14 protein-coding genes are annotated in these 16,553 nt (G+C 56.4%); 5 read left to right on the top strand and 9 right to left on the bottom strand.

What is annotated here, in order from left to right; translation table 11 throughout:
- Window positions 1-130 precede the first annotated feature (130 nt).
- The gene (gene ydgH, locus ABR39_RS22180) at window positions 131-1,075 is read right to left on the bottom strand and encodes a DUF1471 family protein YdgH (protein WP_047348760.1); all 945 of its coding nucleotides are present in this window, start codon (window positions 1,073-1,075) and stop codon (window positions 131-133) included.
- 535 nt (window positions 1,076-1,610) lie between these two features.
- Between ydgH and pntA the strand changes: the two genes are divergently transcribed.
- Entirely contained in the window at window positions 1,611-3,140 is a 1,530-nt protein-coding gene (gene pntA, locus ABR39_RS22175; RefSeq protein ID WP_047348759.1) for a Re/Si-specific NAD(P)(+) transhydrogenase subunit alpha, read from the top strand.
- 10 nt (window positions 3,141-3,150) lie between these two features.
- Window positions 3,151-4,539, top strand: a complete 1,389-nt coding sequence (gene pntB / locus ABR39_RS22170; RefSeq protein WP_047348758.1) for a Re/Si-specific NAD(P)(+) transhydrogenase subunit beta — start codon at window positions 3,151-3,153, stop codon at window positions 4,537-4,539.
- 120 nt (window positions 4,540-4,659) lie between these two features.
- Here the strand turns inward: pntB and uspE are convergent, their stop codons facing one another.
- From uspE to ABR39_RS22135, 7 genes are all read right to left on the bottom strand, one after another.
- Window positions 4,660-5,610 carry a universal stress protein UspE gene (gene uspE, locus ABR39_RS22165; RefSeq protein WP_047348757.1) on the bottom strand — a complete coding sequence of 317 codons (951 nt, stop codon included), beginning with the start codon at window positions 5,608-5,610 and terminating at the stop codon, window positions 4,660-4,662.
- 109 nt (window positions 5,611-5,719) lie between these two features.
- Window positions 5,720-5,902, bottom strand: a complete 183-nt coding sequence (locus tag ABR39_RS22160) for a hypothetical protein (protein WP_235836410.1) — start codon at window positions 5,900-5,902, stop codon at window positions 5,720-5,722.
- A gap of 148 nt (window positions 5,903-6,050) precedes the next feature.
- A complete protein-coding gene (fnr, locus tag ABR39_RS22155) occupies window positions 6,051-6,803 on the bottom strand; it encodes a fumarate/nitrate reduction transcriptional regulator Fnr (RefSeq protein ID WP_006174991.1) in 753 nt (250 codons plus the stop codon).
- Between the two features lie 183 nt (window positions 6,804-6,986).
- Window positions 6,987-7,502, bottom strand: a complete 516-nt coding sequence (ogt, locus tag ABR39_RS22150; RefSeq protein WP_047348755.1) for a methylated-DNA--[protein]-cysteine S-methyltransferase — start codon at window positions 7,500-7,502, stop codon at window positions 6,987-6,989.
- A gap of 10 nt (window positions 7,503-7,512) precedes the next feature.
- The gene (gene abgT / locus ABR39_RS22145; protein ID WP_047348754.1) at window positions 7,513-9,039 is read right to left on the bottom strand and encodes a p-aminobenzoyl-glutamate transporter; all 1,527 of its coding nucleotides are present in this window, start codon (window positions 9,037-9,039) and stop codon (window positions 7,513-7,515) included.
- A 41-nt stretch (window positions 9,040-9,080) separates the two neighbouring features.
- A complete protein-coding gene (locus ABR39_RS22140) occupies window positions 9,081-10,526 on the bottom strand; it encodes a M20 family metallopeptidase (protein WP_047348753.1) in 1,446 nt (481 codons plus the stop codon).
- Window positions 10,526-11,836 (bottom strand): M20 family metallo-hydrolase, encoded by a 1,311-nt coding sequence (locus tag ABR39_RS22135; protein WP_047348752.1) that lies wholly within the window; start codon window positions 11,834-11,836, stop codon window positions 10,526-10,528. Before ABR39_RS22135 ends, ABR39_RS22140 begins: the two co-directional genes overlap by 1 nt.
- 175 nt (window positions 11,837-12,011) lie before the next feature.
- On the opposite strand from ABR39_RS22135, the gene ABR39_RS22130 reads away from it, so the two are divergent.
- Window positions 12,012-12,923, top strand: coding sequence for a LysR family transcriptional regulator (locus ABR39_RS22130; protein WP_047348751.1), 912 nt, complete (start codon window positions 12,012-12,014; stop codon window positions 12,921-12,923).
- A 356-nt stretch (window positions 12,924-13,279) separates the two neighbouring features.
- The gene (smrA, locus tag ABR39_RS22125) at window positions 13,280-13,843 is read left to right on the top strand and encodes a DNA endonuclease SmrA (RefSeq protein ID WP_047348750.1); all 564 of its coding nucleotides are present in this window, start codon (window positions 13,280-13,282) and stop codon (window positions 13,841-13,843) included.
- Window positions 13,844-13,869: 26 nt separating this feature from the next.
- Here the strand turns inward: smrA and tcp are convergent, their stop codons facing one another.
- On the bottom strand, window positions 13,870-15,531 hold the full coding sequence (gene tcp, locus ABR39_RS22120; RefSeq protein WP_047348749.1) for a methyl-accepting chemotaxis citrate transducer: 1,662 nt from the start codon (window positions 15,529-15,531) through the stop codon (window positions 13,870-13,872).
- A gap of 143 nt (window positions 15,532-15,674) precedes the next feature.
- Here tcp and ABR39_RS22115 point away from each other — a divergent pair, with 143 nt between their 5' ends.
- On the top strand, window positions 15,675-16,541 hold the full coding sequence (locus ABR39_RS22115; protein WP_047348748.1) for an aldo/keto reductase family oxidoreductase: 867 nt from the start codon (window positions 15,675-15,677) through the stop codon (window positions 16,539-16,541).
- The last annotated feature ends 12 nt before the right edge of the window (window positions 16,542-16,553 follow it).

Here is a 16,553-nt window from a genome sequence, read left to right as displayed (position 1 = left end):
TAAAAATGGTGGATCACACTAAGGCGCGGGATTTTACGGAGTGTAACGAAAGCATGCAATGACATGGTACAGAAATTCAAAAAAAGTAACAAAAAAGGCGGCATTGCGCCGCCTTTCGTAAACGATTTTGTTACTTGTACAGATCGGCGCTGATGGTCACGTTGTTACCACGTTCCTGCCACTGGCGGGTGATGTGGTAATACTTCGCCCCTTTCTTCGCCGCACGCTTCGCGACCTGATAGGAGACTTCCGTCATGTTGCCGTAGTTGCCGGTAAACTTGATGCTGTCGAACGGCACCATCTGCGCAGCAGTGGCTTTGTTCAGCTCTTCAATTTTGGTGCCGTCTGGCAGAGTAACGGAATAACGGCCGCCTTTCGTGGATTGCGTTTCAAAGAAACGGCCCACTTCAGCGCTTGGTGCAGCAGAAGTTGCTACGCCTGGAATTTCCACTTTCTTCGCTTCTTCGCCGCCTTTCGCTATCGCTGCGCGACCGGCTTCTGAATCAGCCGGAATGGCATCCGGGCTCTGCAGAACACGTTTTTTCGCATCCTTTTTATAGATGAACGCGGTAATACGCTGGTTGCCACCCTGGTTAGCATCGACCTGACGCACGATGTAGAAAGCGTATGCATCTTTCTCTTTCGCGGCTTTGGTGATGGCATCGTTCACTTCAGGCTGGCTGCGATAGAAGCCCTGAACGGTGACAGTGTCGTAAGGTTCCAGCTCAATCGCCTGATCTTTCGGCAGCTCAACCACGCCGTTGATCACGCGGTTTTTCGGTGCGTCAGCTTTTGGCGCATTGTCTTTGAACAGCGCAATGGTCACGCGCTGGTTACCGCTGTTGCCGTAATCAGACTGGTCCACAACGTAAAACGAGGCCGCCCCGTTTTTATCAGCGGCTTTTGATGCAGCGGCGACGGCATCGCCAATAGAATTATAACGACCCACAATGACCGTATGGTCAAAAGGTTTTAACGCTGCCGCTTGCTCCGGCGTTAACTCTGTTGCGGCATTCGCAGACAGGGCGGTCGCGGAAAGAAGTGCGGACGCCAGGAGTGTGTTCTTAAGCTTCATAAAAATAATCCTTCGCCTTGCGCAAACCATGTACTGGTATTGTTGTTAATTTGAGACGGTCCCGATTATTGCATTTAAAACCCGTCGCTGTCTGCGCCATTTTTCACAGCCTGTGCTCACTCAATCACCGAATTCGATAACATTTAGTGATATGTTGAAAAAACGGGCGTTTGACAAGTAAAACTGATAAAGCATATGACTTTTACAAGTTAATTTAATGTTAATAACTTGTTCTCTCATGGCGCTATATCATGTTTTTACCGCTTCGCTTGCGCGATTTATCGGTTCCGGCGATGAATTTAAGGTAAATATCACTGTCAGTGACGCCGATCGCTTATTTTTCACAGATAAAGTAAGAAATAGTGTTTTCTGGCGGTAGATCGCGGGCGCTATTTTCAGTAGGTTATAGACAGTTTGTTACTGTTTTATTTTCCGGGGTTAATCATATCTCGTCGCTCGCGCGACGGTGAAAATTGATACAAACCGCGGGCATTTATCGATAAACCATCATCAAAAACCGATGGAAGGGAAAACTATGCGTATTGGGGTACCAAAAGAACGGTTAGCCAATGAAACCCGCGTAGCGGCAACACCGAAAACGGTGGAGCAACTGCTAAAACTGGGTTTTACCGTCGCGGTTGAAAGCGGCGCGGGCAAGCTGGCGAGTTTCGATGACGAGGCCTTTATCCAGGCTGGCGCGGAAGTGGTGGACGGTGCTGACGTCTGGCAGTCGCCGGTTATTCTGAAGGTAAACGCACCGGAAGAGAGTGAGATTGCGCTGCTGAATCCGGGGACAACGCTGGTGAGCTTTATCTGGCCTGCGCAAAATCCTGAGCTGATGGAAAAGCTGGCGGCCCGCGGCGTGACGGTGATGGCGATGGACTCCGTGCCGCGTATTTCGCGCGCGCAGTCGCTGGATGCCTTAAGCTCCATGGCAAACATTGCTGGCTATCGCGCCATTGTGGAAGCTGCCCACGAGTTTGGTCGCTTCTTTACCGGTCAAATCACGGCTGCGGGTAAAGTTCCGCCGGCAAAAGTGATGGTGATTGGTGCGGGCGTGGCGGGTCTGGCCGCCATCGGTGCGGCAAATAGCCTGGGTGCTATCGTGCGCGCCTTTGACACCCGTCCGGAAGTGAAGGAACAGGTCCAGAGTATGGGCGCCGAATTCCTTGAGCTGGACTTTAAGGAAGAAGCCGGCAGCGGCGACGGTTACGCGAAGGTGATGTCCGAAGCGTTCATCAAAGCCGAAATGGCACTCTTCGCCGCCCAGGCGAAAGAGGTCGACATTATTGTCACCACCGCGCTGATTCCGGGTAAACCTGCGCCGAAGCTGATCACCCGTGAGATGGTTGATTCCATGCAGCCGGGCAGCGTGATCGTCGACCTGGCCGCGCAAAACGGCGGTAACTGCGAATATACCGTGCCGAATCAGGTGACCACGACCGCTAACGGCGTGAAGGTGATCGGTTATACCGACCTGCCGGGTCGCCTGCCTACGCAGTCTTCTCAGCTGTACGGTACTAACCTCGTCAACCTGCTGAAGCTGCTTTGCAAAGAGAAAGACGGCAACATCACCGTTGATTTTGACGATGTAGTGGTGCGCGGCGTCACCGTGGTCCGTGAAGGTGAAATCACCTGGCCTGCGCCACCTATTCAGGTTTCTGCCCAGCCTCAGGCTGCTCCAAAAGCGGCACCAGAGCCTAAAGAACCCGCCAAACCGGCTTCCCCGTGGCGCAAATACGCGATCATGGCGCTGGTGATTATTCTGTTCGGCTGGCTGGCTGACGTCGCGCCGAAAGAGTTCCTTGGCCACTTTACCGTCTTCGCGCTCTCCTGCGTCGTAGGCTACTACGTGGTGTGGAACGTCTCCCATGCGCTGCATACGCCGCTGATGTCGGTAACCAACGCCATCTCCGGGATCATCGTCGTGGGGGCGTTACTGCAGATTGGTCACGGCGGCTGGATCAGCTTCCTGAGCTTTATCGCGGTGCTGATCGCCAGTATCAATATTTTCGGTGGTTTCACCGTGACTCAGCGCATGCTGAAAATGTTTCGTAAAGGCTAAGGGGTAGCATATGTCTGGAGGATTAGTGACAGCCGCATACATTGTTGCTGCAATCCTGTTTATTTTCAGTCTGGCGGGGCTTTCCAAACACGAAACGTCTCAGCAGGGAAATAACTTTGGTATCGCCGGGATGGCGATTGCGCTGATTGCCACCATCTTCGGGCCGGACACCGGCAACGTAGCGTGGATCCTGGTGGCGATGATCATCGGTGGCGCGATTGGTATTCGCCTGGCAAAACGCGTCGAAATGACCGAGATGCCGGAGCTGGTGGCCATTCTGCACAGCTTCGTGGGTCTGGCCGCGGTGCTGGTGGGCTTCAACAGCTACCTGTACCACACGCCGGGTCTGGAACCGATTCTGGTGAACATTCACCTGACGGAAGTGTTCCTCGGTATCTTCATCGGTGCGGTCACCTTCACCGGCTCCATTGTTGCGTTTGGCAAACTGCGCGGGAAGATCTCCTCTAAACCGCTGATGCTGCCAAACCGTCACAAGCTGAACCTGGCGGCGCTGGTGGTCTCGTTTGTGCTGCTGGTAGTCTTCGTGCGTACCGAAAGCGTGGGCCTGCAGGTACTGGCGTTGCTGGTAATGACCATCATTGCGCTGGCGTTTGGCTGGCACCTGGTGGCGTCCATCGGTGGTGCGGATATGCCGGTGGTCGTCTCAATGCTGAACTCCTACTCCGGTTGGGCGGCAGCGGCGGCGGGCTTTATGCTGAGCAACGACCTGCTGATCGTCACCGGTGCGCTGGTGGGTTCTTCGGGTGCGATTCTGTCTTACATCATGTGTAAGGCGATGAACCGTTCGTTCATCAGCGTAATCGCCGGCGGCTTCGGTACCGACGGGGCTTCTTCCAGCGCGGATGAAGAAGTGGGTGAGCACCGTGAAATTTCTGCGGAAGATACCGCAGACATGCTGAAAAACTCGCACACGGTCATTATCACCCCGGGCTACGGCATGGCGGTAGCGCAGGCGCAGTATCCGGTCGCAGAGATCACAGAGAAGCTGCGCGCGCGCGGGATCAAGGTTCGCTTTGGTATTCATCCGGTGGCAGGGCGTCTGCCTGGCCACATGAACGTGCTGCTGGCGGAAGCGAAAGTGCCGTACGACATCGTGCTCGAAATGGATGAAATCAACGATGATTTCTCTGATACCGACACGGTCCTGGTCATTGGCGCCAACGATACCGTTAACCCTGCTGCACAGGACGATCCGGGTAGCCCAATCGCCGGGATGCCGGTTCTGGAAGTGTGGAAGGCGCAGAACGTGATTGTGTTTAAACGCTCCATGAATACCGGCTATGCCGGGGTACAGAACCCGCTGTTCTTCAAGGAGAACACCCACATGCTGTTTGGCGATGCCAAAGCCAGCGTGGATGCGATTCTGAAAGCGCTGTAAGTTGCGTTGAAACGAAAAAACCGCCGGATCCGGCGGTTTTTTTATTGCCGGGTGGCGCTAACGCTTACCCGGCCTACGGTTTTGTAGGCCCGGCAAGCCTGCGCCGCCGGGCGTTAGAGGTTAATCGTCTTCCGGATCGTCCAGTTCAACCGGCGTCTGGTAATCATCCGGCTTGATAACCAGCAGGTCGCAGCGCAGATGGTCGATCACCTGTTCAGCGGTATTGCCGAGGAACGCGGCAGAAATGCCGGTCCGGCCTATGGTACCCAGCACCACAATCCCGGCCTGCAGATGTTCGGCTAAATCCGGGATCACCTCTTCAGGCAGCCCTTTTTCTACGTGGGTCATTTTCTCATCGATACTGAATTTTTGACGCAGCGCTTTCATGGCCAGCAGGTGCTGACCGCGGATCGCGTCGTTGTACACGCTCGGGTCAAATTCAGGCAGCTCAATGGCGATATTGATCGGGGTGACCGGGTAGGCGCCAACCAGATGCACTTCGGTGTGATTGACCTGGTCAGCAAGCTGGATTGTCTCCTTCACCAGCTTTTCGTTCAGCGAATTGTGATAGTCCTCTTCGCTGGCGAGATTAACCGCCACGACGGCTTTCCCGCCTTCAGGCCACGGCTGGTCTTTCACCATCCAGACCGGGCAGGGGCACTTACGCAGCAGATGCCAGTCGGTCGGGGTGAAGATCACGGATTCCAGCTTGTCGTGCTGGTGCGCCATCTTCAGCAGCAGGTCGTGCCCACCGGCAACGATTTCCTGGATGATGGCTTCGAAAGGTCTGTTGTGCCAGACCACTTTGATATCAATGGGTACGCCCGCTTCCAGGTAATATTTAGCCTGTTCACGGATCCACGCGGTACGCTGGCTGATGACGCCCTGACGCATAGCGGTGCGCTCGTCAGGCGACAGAAGGGTGGTCATCTCATACGAGAAGTCATAGATCGGCAAAAACGCTTTGATTTTGCCACCAATCCGTTGATGCAAATACACAGCACGTCGTAATGCCGGCTGATCGTCCTGGTTAGGATCGATAGCTACCAGCATGTTTTGATACTTGGCCATACAGGTCTCCTTACTACTGTCACCACAGTCTGTAATTAAAAGAGTAACCTATATATCCTGAATGAAACAGAGGGGAGTTTTTGCGAGATCAATAATTCATGAAAAATTATCAGAGGAACAGCACCGTTGCGGTGACCGCGATAAACGCAATAAACAGCAGCACCATCACCGCTATCGCAAAGGTCGTGGAATCCTGAACGTAGGTTTTTTCCTCCCCCTTCATTGGGCCAACAAGCATGATCCAGATGAAGATAAAGGTCACTGAGGCAATCACGACTGAAACGAAAAACAAACTTTCTCTCAATTCATAACCTCAACGAGAACCTTTCGGGTGCTGTGCGGGGACGTGCTGCGGTGAAAATGTCGAATAACGAAGGTGTATATATGCCAGACCAATAAATCATGAAAATTTATCGGTCTGACAGGACACCGTTGGGGCGTTATGCCACGTTGCGGGCATGCCCGGCAAGAACGGCCAGCGCTTCACCGTTTTCGATAGTGATGTATTTACCCTTAACGGCCAGCATTCCGCTTTTCTGGAAACGACCCAGCAGACGGCTGATGGTTTCCACGGTCAGGCCCAGGTAGTTACCGATATCGCCACGCGTCATGGTCAGACGGAACTCACGCGGCGAGAAGCCACGCTCGGCGAAGCGGCGGGAGAGGTTGTAGATAAACGCAGCCAGGCGCTCTTCTGCATTCTTTTTAGAAAGCAGCAGAATCATGTCCTGATCGCCTTTGATCTCACCGCTCATCAGACGCATCATCTGCTGACGCAGGTTAGGCATCTTGCCGGACAGGTCGTCCAGGGTTTCAAACGGGATTTCGCAAACCATAGAGGTTTCGAGTGCCTGAGCAAAGCTCGGGTGGTGGCCCGTACCGATGGCATCAAAGCCTACCAGGTCACCCGCCAGATGGAAGCCGGTGATCTGCTCGTCGCCCTGTTCGGTGATGGTATAGCTCTTGATGGTGCCAGAGCGGATAGCATAGAGCGATTTCAGTTCGTCTCCCGCTTTAAACAGCGTCTGCCCTTTCTGAATAGGCTTTTTGCGCTCGATGATATTATCAAGCTGATCGAGTTCATGCTCATTCAGGGTAAACGGGATACAGAGCTGGCTGATGCTGCAATCCTGGCAATGGATAGCACAACCGCCAGACTGAATGCGTCGTATAATTCGCTTTTCCGGGATCATAGGTTTGCTCAAGCCTTAATTGATATTGGTCAATTTTAACATCTTTTTGGTAAGTACGTAAGCCTGACAAACCCTCAATAAGGACAAGAGACGGCAACGTGTCGCCATCTTCTTGAAATTCCACAGCTTGATTATGGATTTTTAGCCTAACCGGAAGAAAATTAAGCACTAAAAGCCTGGGATCTAGAGCAAGAGATACCCTTCGTGACGCAGTAACCACTCTTTTCGCTGCACCCCACCGGCATAGCCGGTCAGGGTGCCGTTGCGGCCAATTACGCGATGGCAGGGCACTACGATACTGACCGGGTTAGAGCCGTTCGCGGCACCCACTGCGCGTGCGGCGCCTGCGCGACCTAACTGCTCTGCAAGCTGCCCATAATGCATGACCTGTCCGCAGGGAATGGCCCGCAGCGCCTGCCACACTTCGCGCTGAAAAGGCGTGCCTGCCGTAGCGGTTGGCAGGGTGTCAATGATGCTGAGATCGCCCTCGAAGTACGCCGCCAGCTTGTCGCTCAGTCCGCCCGGGTTGGTGGCATGGATACGTTCATACCCCTGGGAGCGGTAGTGAATAGCGAGCAATTCTTCCATGCGGTCGCTGTGCTCTTCCCACTCAACGGCGCGCAGGCAAAACTGCTCGTCGGCGATCACCCACAGCGGCCCAAGCGGCGTCGCAATCTTATCTTCGAGTAATCTCAGCATCCTCATTCCTTTAGTTCAGCCTCGGGTATATTCCCGGCCCAATCGGCAGGCCGACAAGATACCATGTCACCAACATTACCAGCCATACCCCTAAAAAGATAAGCGGGTACGGTAAAACCAGCGAATAGTAGGTACCCAGTTTGGCTTCCGGTTTATAGCGCTGCAGGAAGCCTAAGAACAGCGGAACAAACGGCGAAACCGGCGCCAGCGGAATGACCGAGGAGTCCGCGATGCGGAACAAGATCTGCGCGAAAGCCGGGTGGAAGCCCAGCATCATAAACATCGGCACGAAGATCGGCGCCAGAATCGACCAGATGGCGGAGCCGCTGGCGATAAACATGCACAGCAGCGATGACAGCAGCGCCAGGCCGACAAACGCCGGTACGCCGCTTAGCCCGGCGGCCTCCAGCGCGTCGGTCAGGCCAACGGCCATAAACTTGCCCATGTTGCTCCAGTTAAACATCGCCACAAACTGCGCCAGCGGGAATACCATCACGATAAAGCCCGCCATCTCCTTCATCGGCTCGATCATCAGCTGCGGCAGATCGCCCTGGCGGCGGATTTTGCCGGTGGCGATACCGTAGGCGAGCGAGACGACAAAGAAAAAGAGAATAATCAGCGGCACGATGCCCTGAATAAACGGCGAGGGCAGGACGGTATGTTTTACCGGATCGCGCAATATCCCGTTTCCCGGCACCACCATCAGCGCCACCAGCGCGATAAAGGCCAGCGAAACGACGCCGGCAACGCGCAGGCCGAAGCGCTGCTCTTTGCTCAGGGTTTCCAGCTTTTCATCGCTACGGCCTTCCCATTTACCCAGCCGCGGCTCGATGATTTTATCGGTAATCAGCCCGCCGACAATCGTCAGAACAATGACCGAGCTGGCCATAAAGTACCAGTTGTCGATCACGCTGACGTGCATGGCCGCATCGATGGTTTTCGCCGCCTCCGTGCTGATGCCGGACAGCAGCACGTCGGTAGTAACGATCAGCAGGTTGGCGGTGAATCCGCAGCCCACGCCGGCAATCGCCGACAGCAGGCCCGCCACGGGGTGACGCCCGACGGCGAGGAAGATCAGCGCCCCCATCGGCGGCATGATCACCAGCGCGGCGTCGGAGGATATATGGCTGAAGAAGGCGATAAACAGCACCATATAGCTGGCGTAGCGCGCGCTGACGTGGGAAGCCATCTTCACCATTAATGCGGGCAGCAAGCCCACGCGTTCCGCCAATCCTGCGCCCAGCACCAGCGCCAGAATGGCGCCCAGCGGGGCGAAACCGCTGAAGTTCTTAATCACGTTGGGTAAAAACCAGTGCAGCCCGTCAACGCTGAGCAGGTTTTTCACCGCCACCAGGCTGCCGTCGGCCGGACTGCGCACGCTCACGTCAAAGGCGGAGAGTACGGCGGTGGCGACCATCAAAATCACAATCAGATAGATAAAAAGCAGGAAAGGGTGCGGCACTTTATTGCCGATCCTTTCAACCCAGCCATAGAGCTTACCGGATGGGGAATGCGAAGGTATGGATGACATACTCATGGGCGTTCCTCGGGAGTGTTGTGTTGTTGTGTTGTGTTTTTTTATTTTAAAGGTGACGGTGTCACGCCCTGTGGGATCGGACACGCGTACGGTTTTTCTTGTATGTGTTGTTCAAACTCTTCACGGCATTTTTTCAGCAGCGCTGCGTCCTGCAGCAGATTGAGCGCGGTCGCACCCATCACTTTCCCGGCCAGCAGCATCCCTTTGTGGGCAATGGAGGTACGCCCCTGCGCCACCAGCTGCCAGGTGTGCAGCGGCGTGCCGACGGTAAAGCAGGGGCTGAAGCACTGGGCGACCGGCATTTTCCAGCTGACGTCACCCACGTCCGTGGAGCCCGCCAGCACGTTGTCGGTGATGGCATAGGGGGCGACTTCATCCACCAGCAGCGTCTGCTGATGACGACGAGCAAAGGCTTTCCCCGCGTCGCCACCCGTTGCGGCAATATTTTTGAGGCTGTTTTGCAGATCGTCTGGCGTTAGCGTGGCGCGGATCTCGCGCGCAAAGTCGCGTTCTTCCTCTGTCCAGGCCGGCGTGCCGTAGTGCTGCAGGGCGCGATACATCGCCGCCTCAAGCGTACGGTTCGGCAGGTAGCTGGAGCAGGCTTTGTCAAAGCGGCACTCGACGGTAGTTTCGGTCATCATCGCCGCGCCCTGGGCGATTTTCTCGATACGTTCGTAGATTTGCCGCGCATCGGCCATCTCCGGGGCGCGGATCAGGTACAGCACCTCGGCCTGCGCCTGCACCACGTTGGGCGAAATCCCGCCGGTATCGGTGATGGCGTAATGGACGCGCGCTTTCTCGATGATGTGTTCGTTGAGGAAGTTAGTGCCGGTGGTCATCAGCGTTACGGCATCCAGCGCGCTGCGCCCCAGATGGGGAGAGTTAGCCGCATGTGCCGCCACGCCGTGAAAACGCCACGCGGCCTGAATATTCGCCAGCGTGCTGACGTTAAACATGCCGGCAAAGGCTTCCGGGTGCCAGGTGACGGCGGCATCGACGTCGTCAAACAGGCCTTCGCGCACCATAAAGGTTTTCCCGGAGCCGCCTTCTTCGCCGGGACAGCCGTAAAAGCGTACCGTCCCGCTGCCGCCGTGCTGCTCCAGCCAGCTTTTCACCGCCACAGCCCCCGCAAGTGCCGCGGTGCCTAAGAGATTATGCCCACAGCCGTGGCCGTTTGCCCCCGGCGTGGCGGATTGCGCGGTCGCACAGTGCGCCTGCTGGCTAAGTCCTGCCAGCGCATCGTATTCGCCCAGCAGGGCGATAACCGGTTTCCCGCTGCCGAAGCTGGCGATAAAGGCATTTGGAATGCCGCCTGCCTCACGGGTCAGGGTAAAGCCTTCTGCCTCCAGCTCGCTGGCGAGCCGTTCGGCGGACCAGAACTCTTCAAAGCGGGTTTCAGGATGATCCCAGATCTCGTCGGCAATGTCGGTTAACGTGCGACATCGCGTGTCGATCGCATCGGCAATAAAAGCGTAGTTGTTCTGCATTACACACCTCGCGTCCACGGGAAATTGAGCGCAGTCCGCGCCAGCGTTTCGATGGCGATGGCCATGACCTGCTCATCGAAGTCGAATTTTTCGTTGTGATGTCCGGCGCTCAAATCCGTGCCAAACACCATATAGGAGGCCATGCCGCCGTTCTGCTGCACGCGGGCCATCATCAGCGTGGCGTCTTCGGAGCCTGCTGGCGCCTTCACCTTATTGATGGCGTGAACAACCCCGGAAACCTGGCTCGCCTGTTCGCGCAGATAATCCACCCACGCCGGTGTCGGCGCGCTGGAGGTCGCGGCACCCATCAGGCGCATCTCGGCGCTCACGCCGTAGAGCGCCGCTGCGCCGGTAATGACCGTCTGCGCGCGTTCAAAGACATACTGATTAATCGCTTCGGTTTCGCCGCGCGTTTCAACCTTGATCAGGGCATTGGCGGGCACCACGTTGCGTCCGCTGCCTGCCTGCATCACGCCGACGTTCACCCGGGATGCGCCTTCGCTGTGCGGGGCGATGCTGTGCAGGGCGATGGCGGCCTGCGCGGCGGCGAGCAGGGCGTTACGTCCGTCCTCCGGTTTACCGCCCGCGTGTGCGGCCACGCCGGTAAAGTTCACGTCGAACTTGGTGGTGGCCATAAAGTTATCGCTGCCGCAGATCACCGTCCCGGGAGGGACGCCGGTACCAATATGGATGGCGGTGAAATAGTCCACGTCGTCCAGCGCCCCGGCGGCAACCATGGCGCGCGCGCCGCGGGTACCTTCTTCGGCAGGCTGGAAGATCAGCTTGACGATCCCGCTGAGCTGCGCTTCATTCTGCTTAAGCACCTGCGCCAGCCCCAGCCCGATCGTGGTGTGGCCGTCGTGCGCGCAGGCATGCATCATTCCCGGATTGCAGGAGGCAAACCCGTCGCGGAACGGGCGATGGCTTTCATCGCACGCTTCGCTTAGATCAAGGGCATCCATGTCCACGCGAAACGCCAGGGTCGGGCCAGGGCGGCCGGTATCCAGAGTTGCCACAATACCGGTAAACCCGCCTTCAAACGGCGCCAGCCATTTCTCGGGGGCGCCTTGCGCGCGGGCGCGGGCGAACTCGCGCGCCAGGGTGGCATCGTCGGGCAACCCCATCCGGCTTTCGGCATCCACGACGTCGCGGCCCATCGCCAGCGCGTAACCCAGCGAGTCCAGGATTTCCGCGACCTTCGCCGCGGTGCGAAACTCTACCCAGCCGGATTCCGCAAAATGGTGAAAATCGCGACGCCATGCGCTTAGCTGCGGCGTTAAGGTCTGGATGTACTGCGCCAGTGTGTTCATATCTCTTCCCGTCATCATTAAAATATGTGAACTGCTTCACGCTGTGATAGTTTTTACTTATCACTAACCGATTTTTCACAGTTTTAACCGTTCAGGAATTACCCTCGCATATCCCTTTCCATTAAAGTAGATGACAGTTTCTTTACTCTGATAAACAACGGTTATCGGTCGGGCTATGTCATTTCAGATTAAATTTCATCAAATCCGGGCGTTTGTTGAGGTCGCGCGTCAGGGCAGCATTCGCGGTGCCAGCAGGACGCTGAATCTTTCGCAGCCGGCGCTGACCAAATCCATCAAAGAGCTGGAGGAGGGCATGGCGGCGCAGCTTTTCGTGCGCAGGAGTAAGGGCGTCGCGTTGACCGAATGCGGTGAGGGCTTTTACCAGCGCGCAAGGTTGATTCTGGAAGAGCTGCGCGCGGCGCAGGATGATATTCGTCAGCGGCAGGGCGAGCTGGCCGGGCAGATCAATATCGGGATGGGGGCCAGCGTTTCACGCAGCCTGATGCCCGCCGTGATCACCCGTTTTCACGCGCAACATCCGCAGGTCAAGGTGCGAATTATGGAAGGGCAGCTGGTGTCGATGATCAATGAATTACGCCAGGGTGAGCTGGACTTCACCATCAACACCTATTATCAAGGGCCTTACGACCACGAGTTTACGTTTGAAAAGCTCTTCGAAAAGCCGTTTGCGGTATTTTGCCGGGAAGGGCATCCGGCGACGGGGGCAACCTCGATTAATGAACTGCTGCATTATAACTGGACAATGCCAACGCCGCGGGGAAGTTATTATAAGCAGCTGGAAGAGGTATTTAATCATCGCTCGCAAATACCGCGAATCGGCGTTGTCTGCGAAACATTCTCCTCCTGTATTAGCCTCGTCGCACAAAGCGATTTTTTAAGCATACTGCCGCAGGAGCTGGGCTGCGACCCGCTGCTGGCGCACCGCCTGGTCATGCTGCCGGTGGTCGAATCGCTTCCAAAAGCGGCATATTATTTAATTCAGCGCCGTGATTCACGTCAGACGCCTCTTGCTGAATCATTAATTACGCAGTTCAGAAGGGAAGCCAGAAAAATAGTCGTCGCGTGAAAATGAGAACATAAAAAAACAGGATCTGCCCGACATCAGACAGATCCTCCAGTACACACAGCAGTGCGTCCTTTCGCCAATCCTGAGTATTATTTCCATGAAGCAGGTTTATTTAGGTATAACACCTTTCCCGAAAAAGGGAAGGGGGTTGAGTATTTGATTTTACGAAAATTTAACACAAATCACTTATTTTATCTTTGCTGAAATTTTAGTTAAGTCATGTTTAAGTTCATTTTATAAATACTATATATATTCATCGGGTTAATATTTATGGCGCACGACGGCGTACAGCGATGATTGAGGCCTGCTTCAGGCGCAGGTATAGTACCGTCCTCAGCTGTAGCCGGAGGACGCCCATGAACCCTGACGACAAATCCTTTTTTCTTGACGCCATGGAAGATGTTCAGCCCCTGAAGCGCTGCGCGGATATTCACTGGCAGCCCAGCCGCAATACCCGGGCGCGCGAAGAGGTGGATAATGAACAGCTGGATAACTTCCTGACGCTGGACTTTCTTGACGTTCTACCCCTCGAAGAGCCGCTGGTGTTCCGGCGTGAAGGGATACAGCAGGGCGTTATCGATAAGCTGCGCTCGGGTAAATACGCCCGCCAGGCCAGCTTAAACCTCTTACGCCAGCCCGCGGAACGCTGCCGCCAGATGCTGTTTTCGTTTATTCGCCAGGCCGGGCGCGACGGGTTACGCAACCTGATTATCATTCACGGGAAAGGACGCGAGCAGAACTCACATCCGAACGTGGTGCGCAGCTATCTGGCGCGCTGGTTAACCGAGTTCGAGGAAGTGCAGGCCTTTTGCGTGGCGCTGCCGCATCACGGCGGCAGCGGGGCATGCTATGTTTCGCTGCGCAAATCCGATGAAGCGAAACAGGAGAACTGGGAGCGGCACGCCAAGCGCAGCCGCTAGCGGGCGATTTCTCGCCCGCCGGTAATTCAGAAGGTTTCCCAGTTGCTGTCGGTAGAGGCGGTTGTCGTTGCCGGGCGCAGCAGCTGTGGCGTTTTCACATTGGCCGGGCGTGGGGCTACCGCTTTTTCTTTTCCGTTCAGACGAAACGCGGCTACGGCCTGGCGCAGCTGTTCGGACTGATCTTCCAGCGCCGCCGCCGCCGTGGCGGACTCCTGCACCAGCGCGGCGTTTTGCTGCGTCACGCTGTCCATCTGCGAAACGGCCAGGCTCACCTGCTCAATACCCCGGCTCTGCTCGTCAGAGGCCGATGAAATCTCGCCCATAATATCGGTCACGCGGGTCACGGCGGCGACAATCTCCTTCATAGTGGTGCCGGCCTCGCTAACCTGCTCAGAGCCGGTATTCACCCGGCTGACGGAATTCTCGATAAGCCCTTTGATCTCTTTCGCCGCCTGCGCGCTGCGGCTCGCCAGCGTACGCACTTCGCCCGCGACCACCGCAAAGCCACGACCCTGCTCCCCGGCGCGTGCGGCTTCTACCGCCGCGTTAAGCGCCAGGATGTTCGTCTGGAACGCGATGCTGTCAATCACGCCGGTAATATGCGCAATTTGCTGCGAACTGTCGGCAATTTCGGTCATGGTGCGAACCACGTTATCCACCACCTGACCGCCGCGTGCGGCCGTTTCAGAGGCGTTCTTCGCCAGCAGCGTAGCCTGACGGGCGTTATCGGAGTTTTGCTTAACCGTCGCCGTCAGCTCTTCCATACTGGCGGCGGTCTCTTCGAGCGAGGCCGCCTGCTGCTCGGTGCGGGCGGAAAGATCGTTGCTTCCTGCGGCAATTTCGCCTGCGCCGGTGTAGATGGAATCGGTGCTTCCGCGTACGGCGCTGACGGTGGTCACCAGCGACTGCTGCATCTCATGCAGGCCGGCGGCCAGCTGGCCCATCTCGTTGCGACCAGAGATTGCGATATCCTGAGTCAGGTCGCCCCCTGCAATGGCGCGAATATGGTTCATAATGGAGTGGAGTGGTTTTAACAGCAGGTGTTGTAAACCCTGCCAGATAACCACCAGTACCGCGATAACGGCCAGCAAAATCGCCGCCAGCGTCCACTGCATCTGCGTGAAGCTGCTCTGGTTCTCTTCGGTGGCTGCTTTTAGCAGGGTGTTGTTTTCGGCGCGCCAGCGGTTATAGACCGCTTCCATATCATCCTGCGCCTGCTGTGCGTCCAGATCGCCGTAGGCCTGGTAGTTGTCGGCGCGCAGATACTCAATCGATAAACGCATCACTTCGTGCATCTGATTCCAGGATTTCTGCATCTCGTCGGTCAATGCCGCCTCCTGGCCCTTAACCTGCGGCAGCTTCTGCCACTCTTTGTTATAGGCTTCGGCTTTTGCCAGCGAGTCGCTTGCCGTGCCAAGCAGTTTATTGATCGCCGCAAGGGAAGCCGGGTCACGCTGGTTTTTCAGGTAGCGGATCGCCACGCGAGTGACGGTGACGCGCGTTTTCACCAGCGTGTTCACGCTGTCGCTCAGGCTTTCCTGCTGGGCATTGAGCACGCCAGAGTTCTGGAAGTTGTGGCGATCGTTGCTGACGGCAGAGTAGAACAACCCTCCCGTGACAACTTGCAACAGACAGAATATGGTGAGGGCAAAGATAATACCGGTAATCACGTGCAGATTTTTCAGCATAGCGGTCGTCCGTTAGAAAGGATGCAGAGGTACATCATTACTATCGTCGTATAGAATTTAAACTTTAATTAACTTGCGCTTAACTAAGGGGTCCTTGAAGGAACCTGTTGTAAATCCGGATCATTTTTATGAGGAAGGTCAGCATGAGCAGCATTGATAAAAGCGGGACGTACGCGCTCGGGACGCGGACGGTTAAACGACTGGGCTATGGCGCGATGCAGCTCGCCGGGCCGGGCGTCTTCGGGCCTCCGAAGGATAAGCAGGCCGCGCTGGAGGTGTTACGCGAAGCCGTGGCGGCGGGGGTGAACCACATTGATACCAGTGATTTTTATGGCCCTCACGTGACTAACCAATTGATCCGCGAGGCGCTTCATCCTTACCGGGACGATCTGACGATCGTCACCAAGATTGGTGCCCGTCGCGACGACAAAGGCGCCTGGCTGCCGGCATTCTCCGCGCAGGAACTGACTCAGGCGGTGCATGACAACCTGAGTAATCTGCAGCTTGACGCGCTGGACGTGGTGAATCTGCGGATCATGTTTAGCGCGCACGGGCCGGCGGAAGGGTCGATTGCTGAACCGCTTTCCACCCTGGCAGAACTACAGCAGCAGGGGCTGGTGCGGCATATTGGCCTGAGCAACGTCACGGCCACCCAGGTCGCGGAGGCGCAGAAGATGGTGCCGGTGGTGTGCGTGCAGAACATGTACAACATTGTGAACCGGGGCGACGACGCGCTGGTGGATCTGCTGGCGCAGCAGGGGATTGCCTATGTGCCATTCTTCCCGCTGGGAGGCTTTACGCCGCTGCAGTCTTCCGGGCTTCAGGCTGTCGCCGACTCGCTGGGCGCAACGGCAATGCAGGTTGCGCTGGCATGGCTGCTGCAACGCTCCCCGAATATCCTGCTGATCCCGGGGACCTCTTCCGTGGCGCATCTGCGGCAAAACCTTGCGGCGGGCGAGCTGCGGTTACCGCCTGAGGCCCTGGAAACGCTGAATTCAATGATGCACTGATCGTGACAGACG

This window comes from Enterobacter genomosp. O, from assembly GCF_001022965.1.
GTDB lineage: Bacteria > Pseudomonadota > Gammaproteobacteria > Enterobacterales > Enterobacteriaceae > Enterobacter > Enterobacter cloacae_L.
Note: the sequence above shows the minus strand (reverse complement) of the source record. Positions and strands in the feature narration are given on the sequence as shown.

Coding starts and splice junctions, on each gene's coding strand:
- ydgH (WP_047348760.1), bottom strand. CDS start 1,075: ATGAAGCTTAAGAACACACTCCTGGCGTCCGCACTTCTTTCCGCGACC.
- pntA (WP_047348759.1), top strand. CDS start 1,611: ATGCGTATTGGGGTACCAAAAGAACGGTTAGCCAATGAAACCCGCGTA.
- pntB (WP_047348758.1), top strand. CDS start 3,151: ATGTCTGGAGGATTAGTGACAGCCGCATACATTGTTGCTGCAATCCTG.
- uspE (WP_047348757.1), bottom strand. CDS start 5,610: ATGGCCAAGTATCAAAACATGCTGGTAGCTATCGATCCTAACCAGGAC.
- fnr (WP_006174991.1), bottom strand. CDS start 6,803: ATGATCCCGGAAAAGCGAATTATACGACGCATTCAGTCTGGCGGTTGT.
- ogt (WP_047348755.1), bottom strand. CDS start 7,502: ATGCTGAGATTACTCGAAGATAAGATTGCGACGCCGCTTGGGCCGCTG.
- abgT (WP_047348754.1), bottom strand. CDS start 9,039: ATGAGTATGTCATCCATACCTTCGCATTCCCCATCCGGTAAGCTCTAT.
- ABR39_RS22140 (WP_047348753.1), bottom strand. CDS start 10,526: ATGCAGAACAACTACGCTTTTATTGCCGATGCGATCGACACGCGATGT.
- ABR39_RS22135 (WP_047348752.1), bottom strand. CDS start 11,836: ATGAACACACTGGCGCAGTACATCCAGACCTTAACGCCGCAGCTAAGC.
- ABR39_RS22130 (WP_047348751.1), top strand. CDS start 12,012: ATGTCATTTCAGATTAAATTTCATCAAATCCGGGCGTTTGTTGAGGTC.
- smrA (WP_047348750.1), top strand. CDS start 13,280: ATGAACCCTGACGACAAATCCTTTTTTCTTGACGCCATGGAAGATGTT.
- tcp (WP_047348749.1), bottom strand. CDS start 15,531: ATGCTGAAAAATCTGCACGTGATTACCGGTATTATCTTTGCCCTCACC.
- ABR39_RS22115 (WP_047348748.1), top strand. CDS start 15,675: ATGAGCAGCATTGATAAAAGCGGGACGTACGCGCTCGGGACGCGGACG.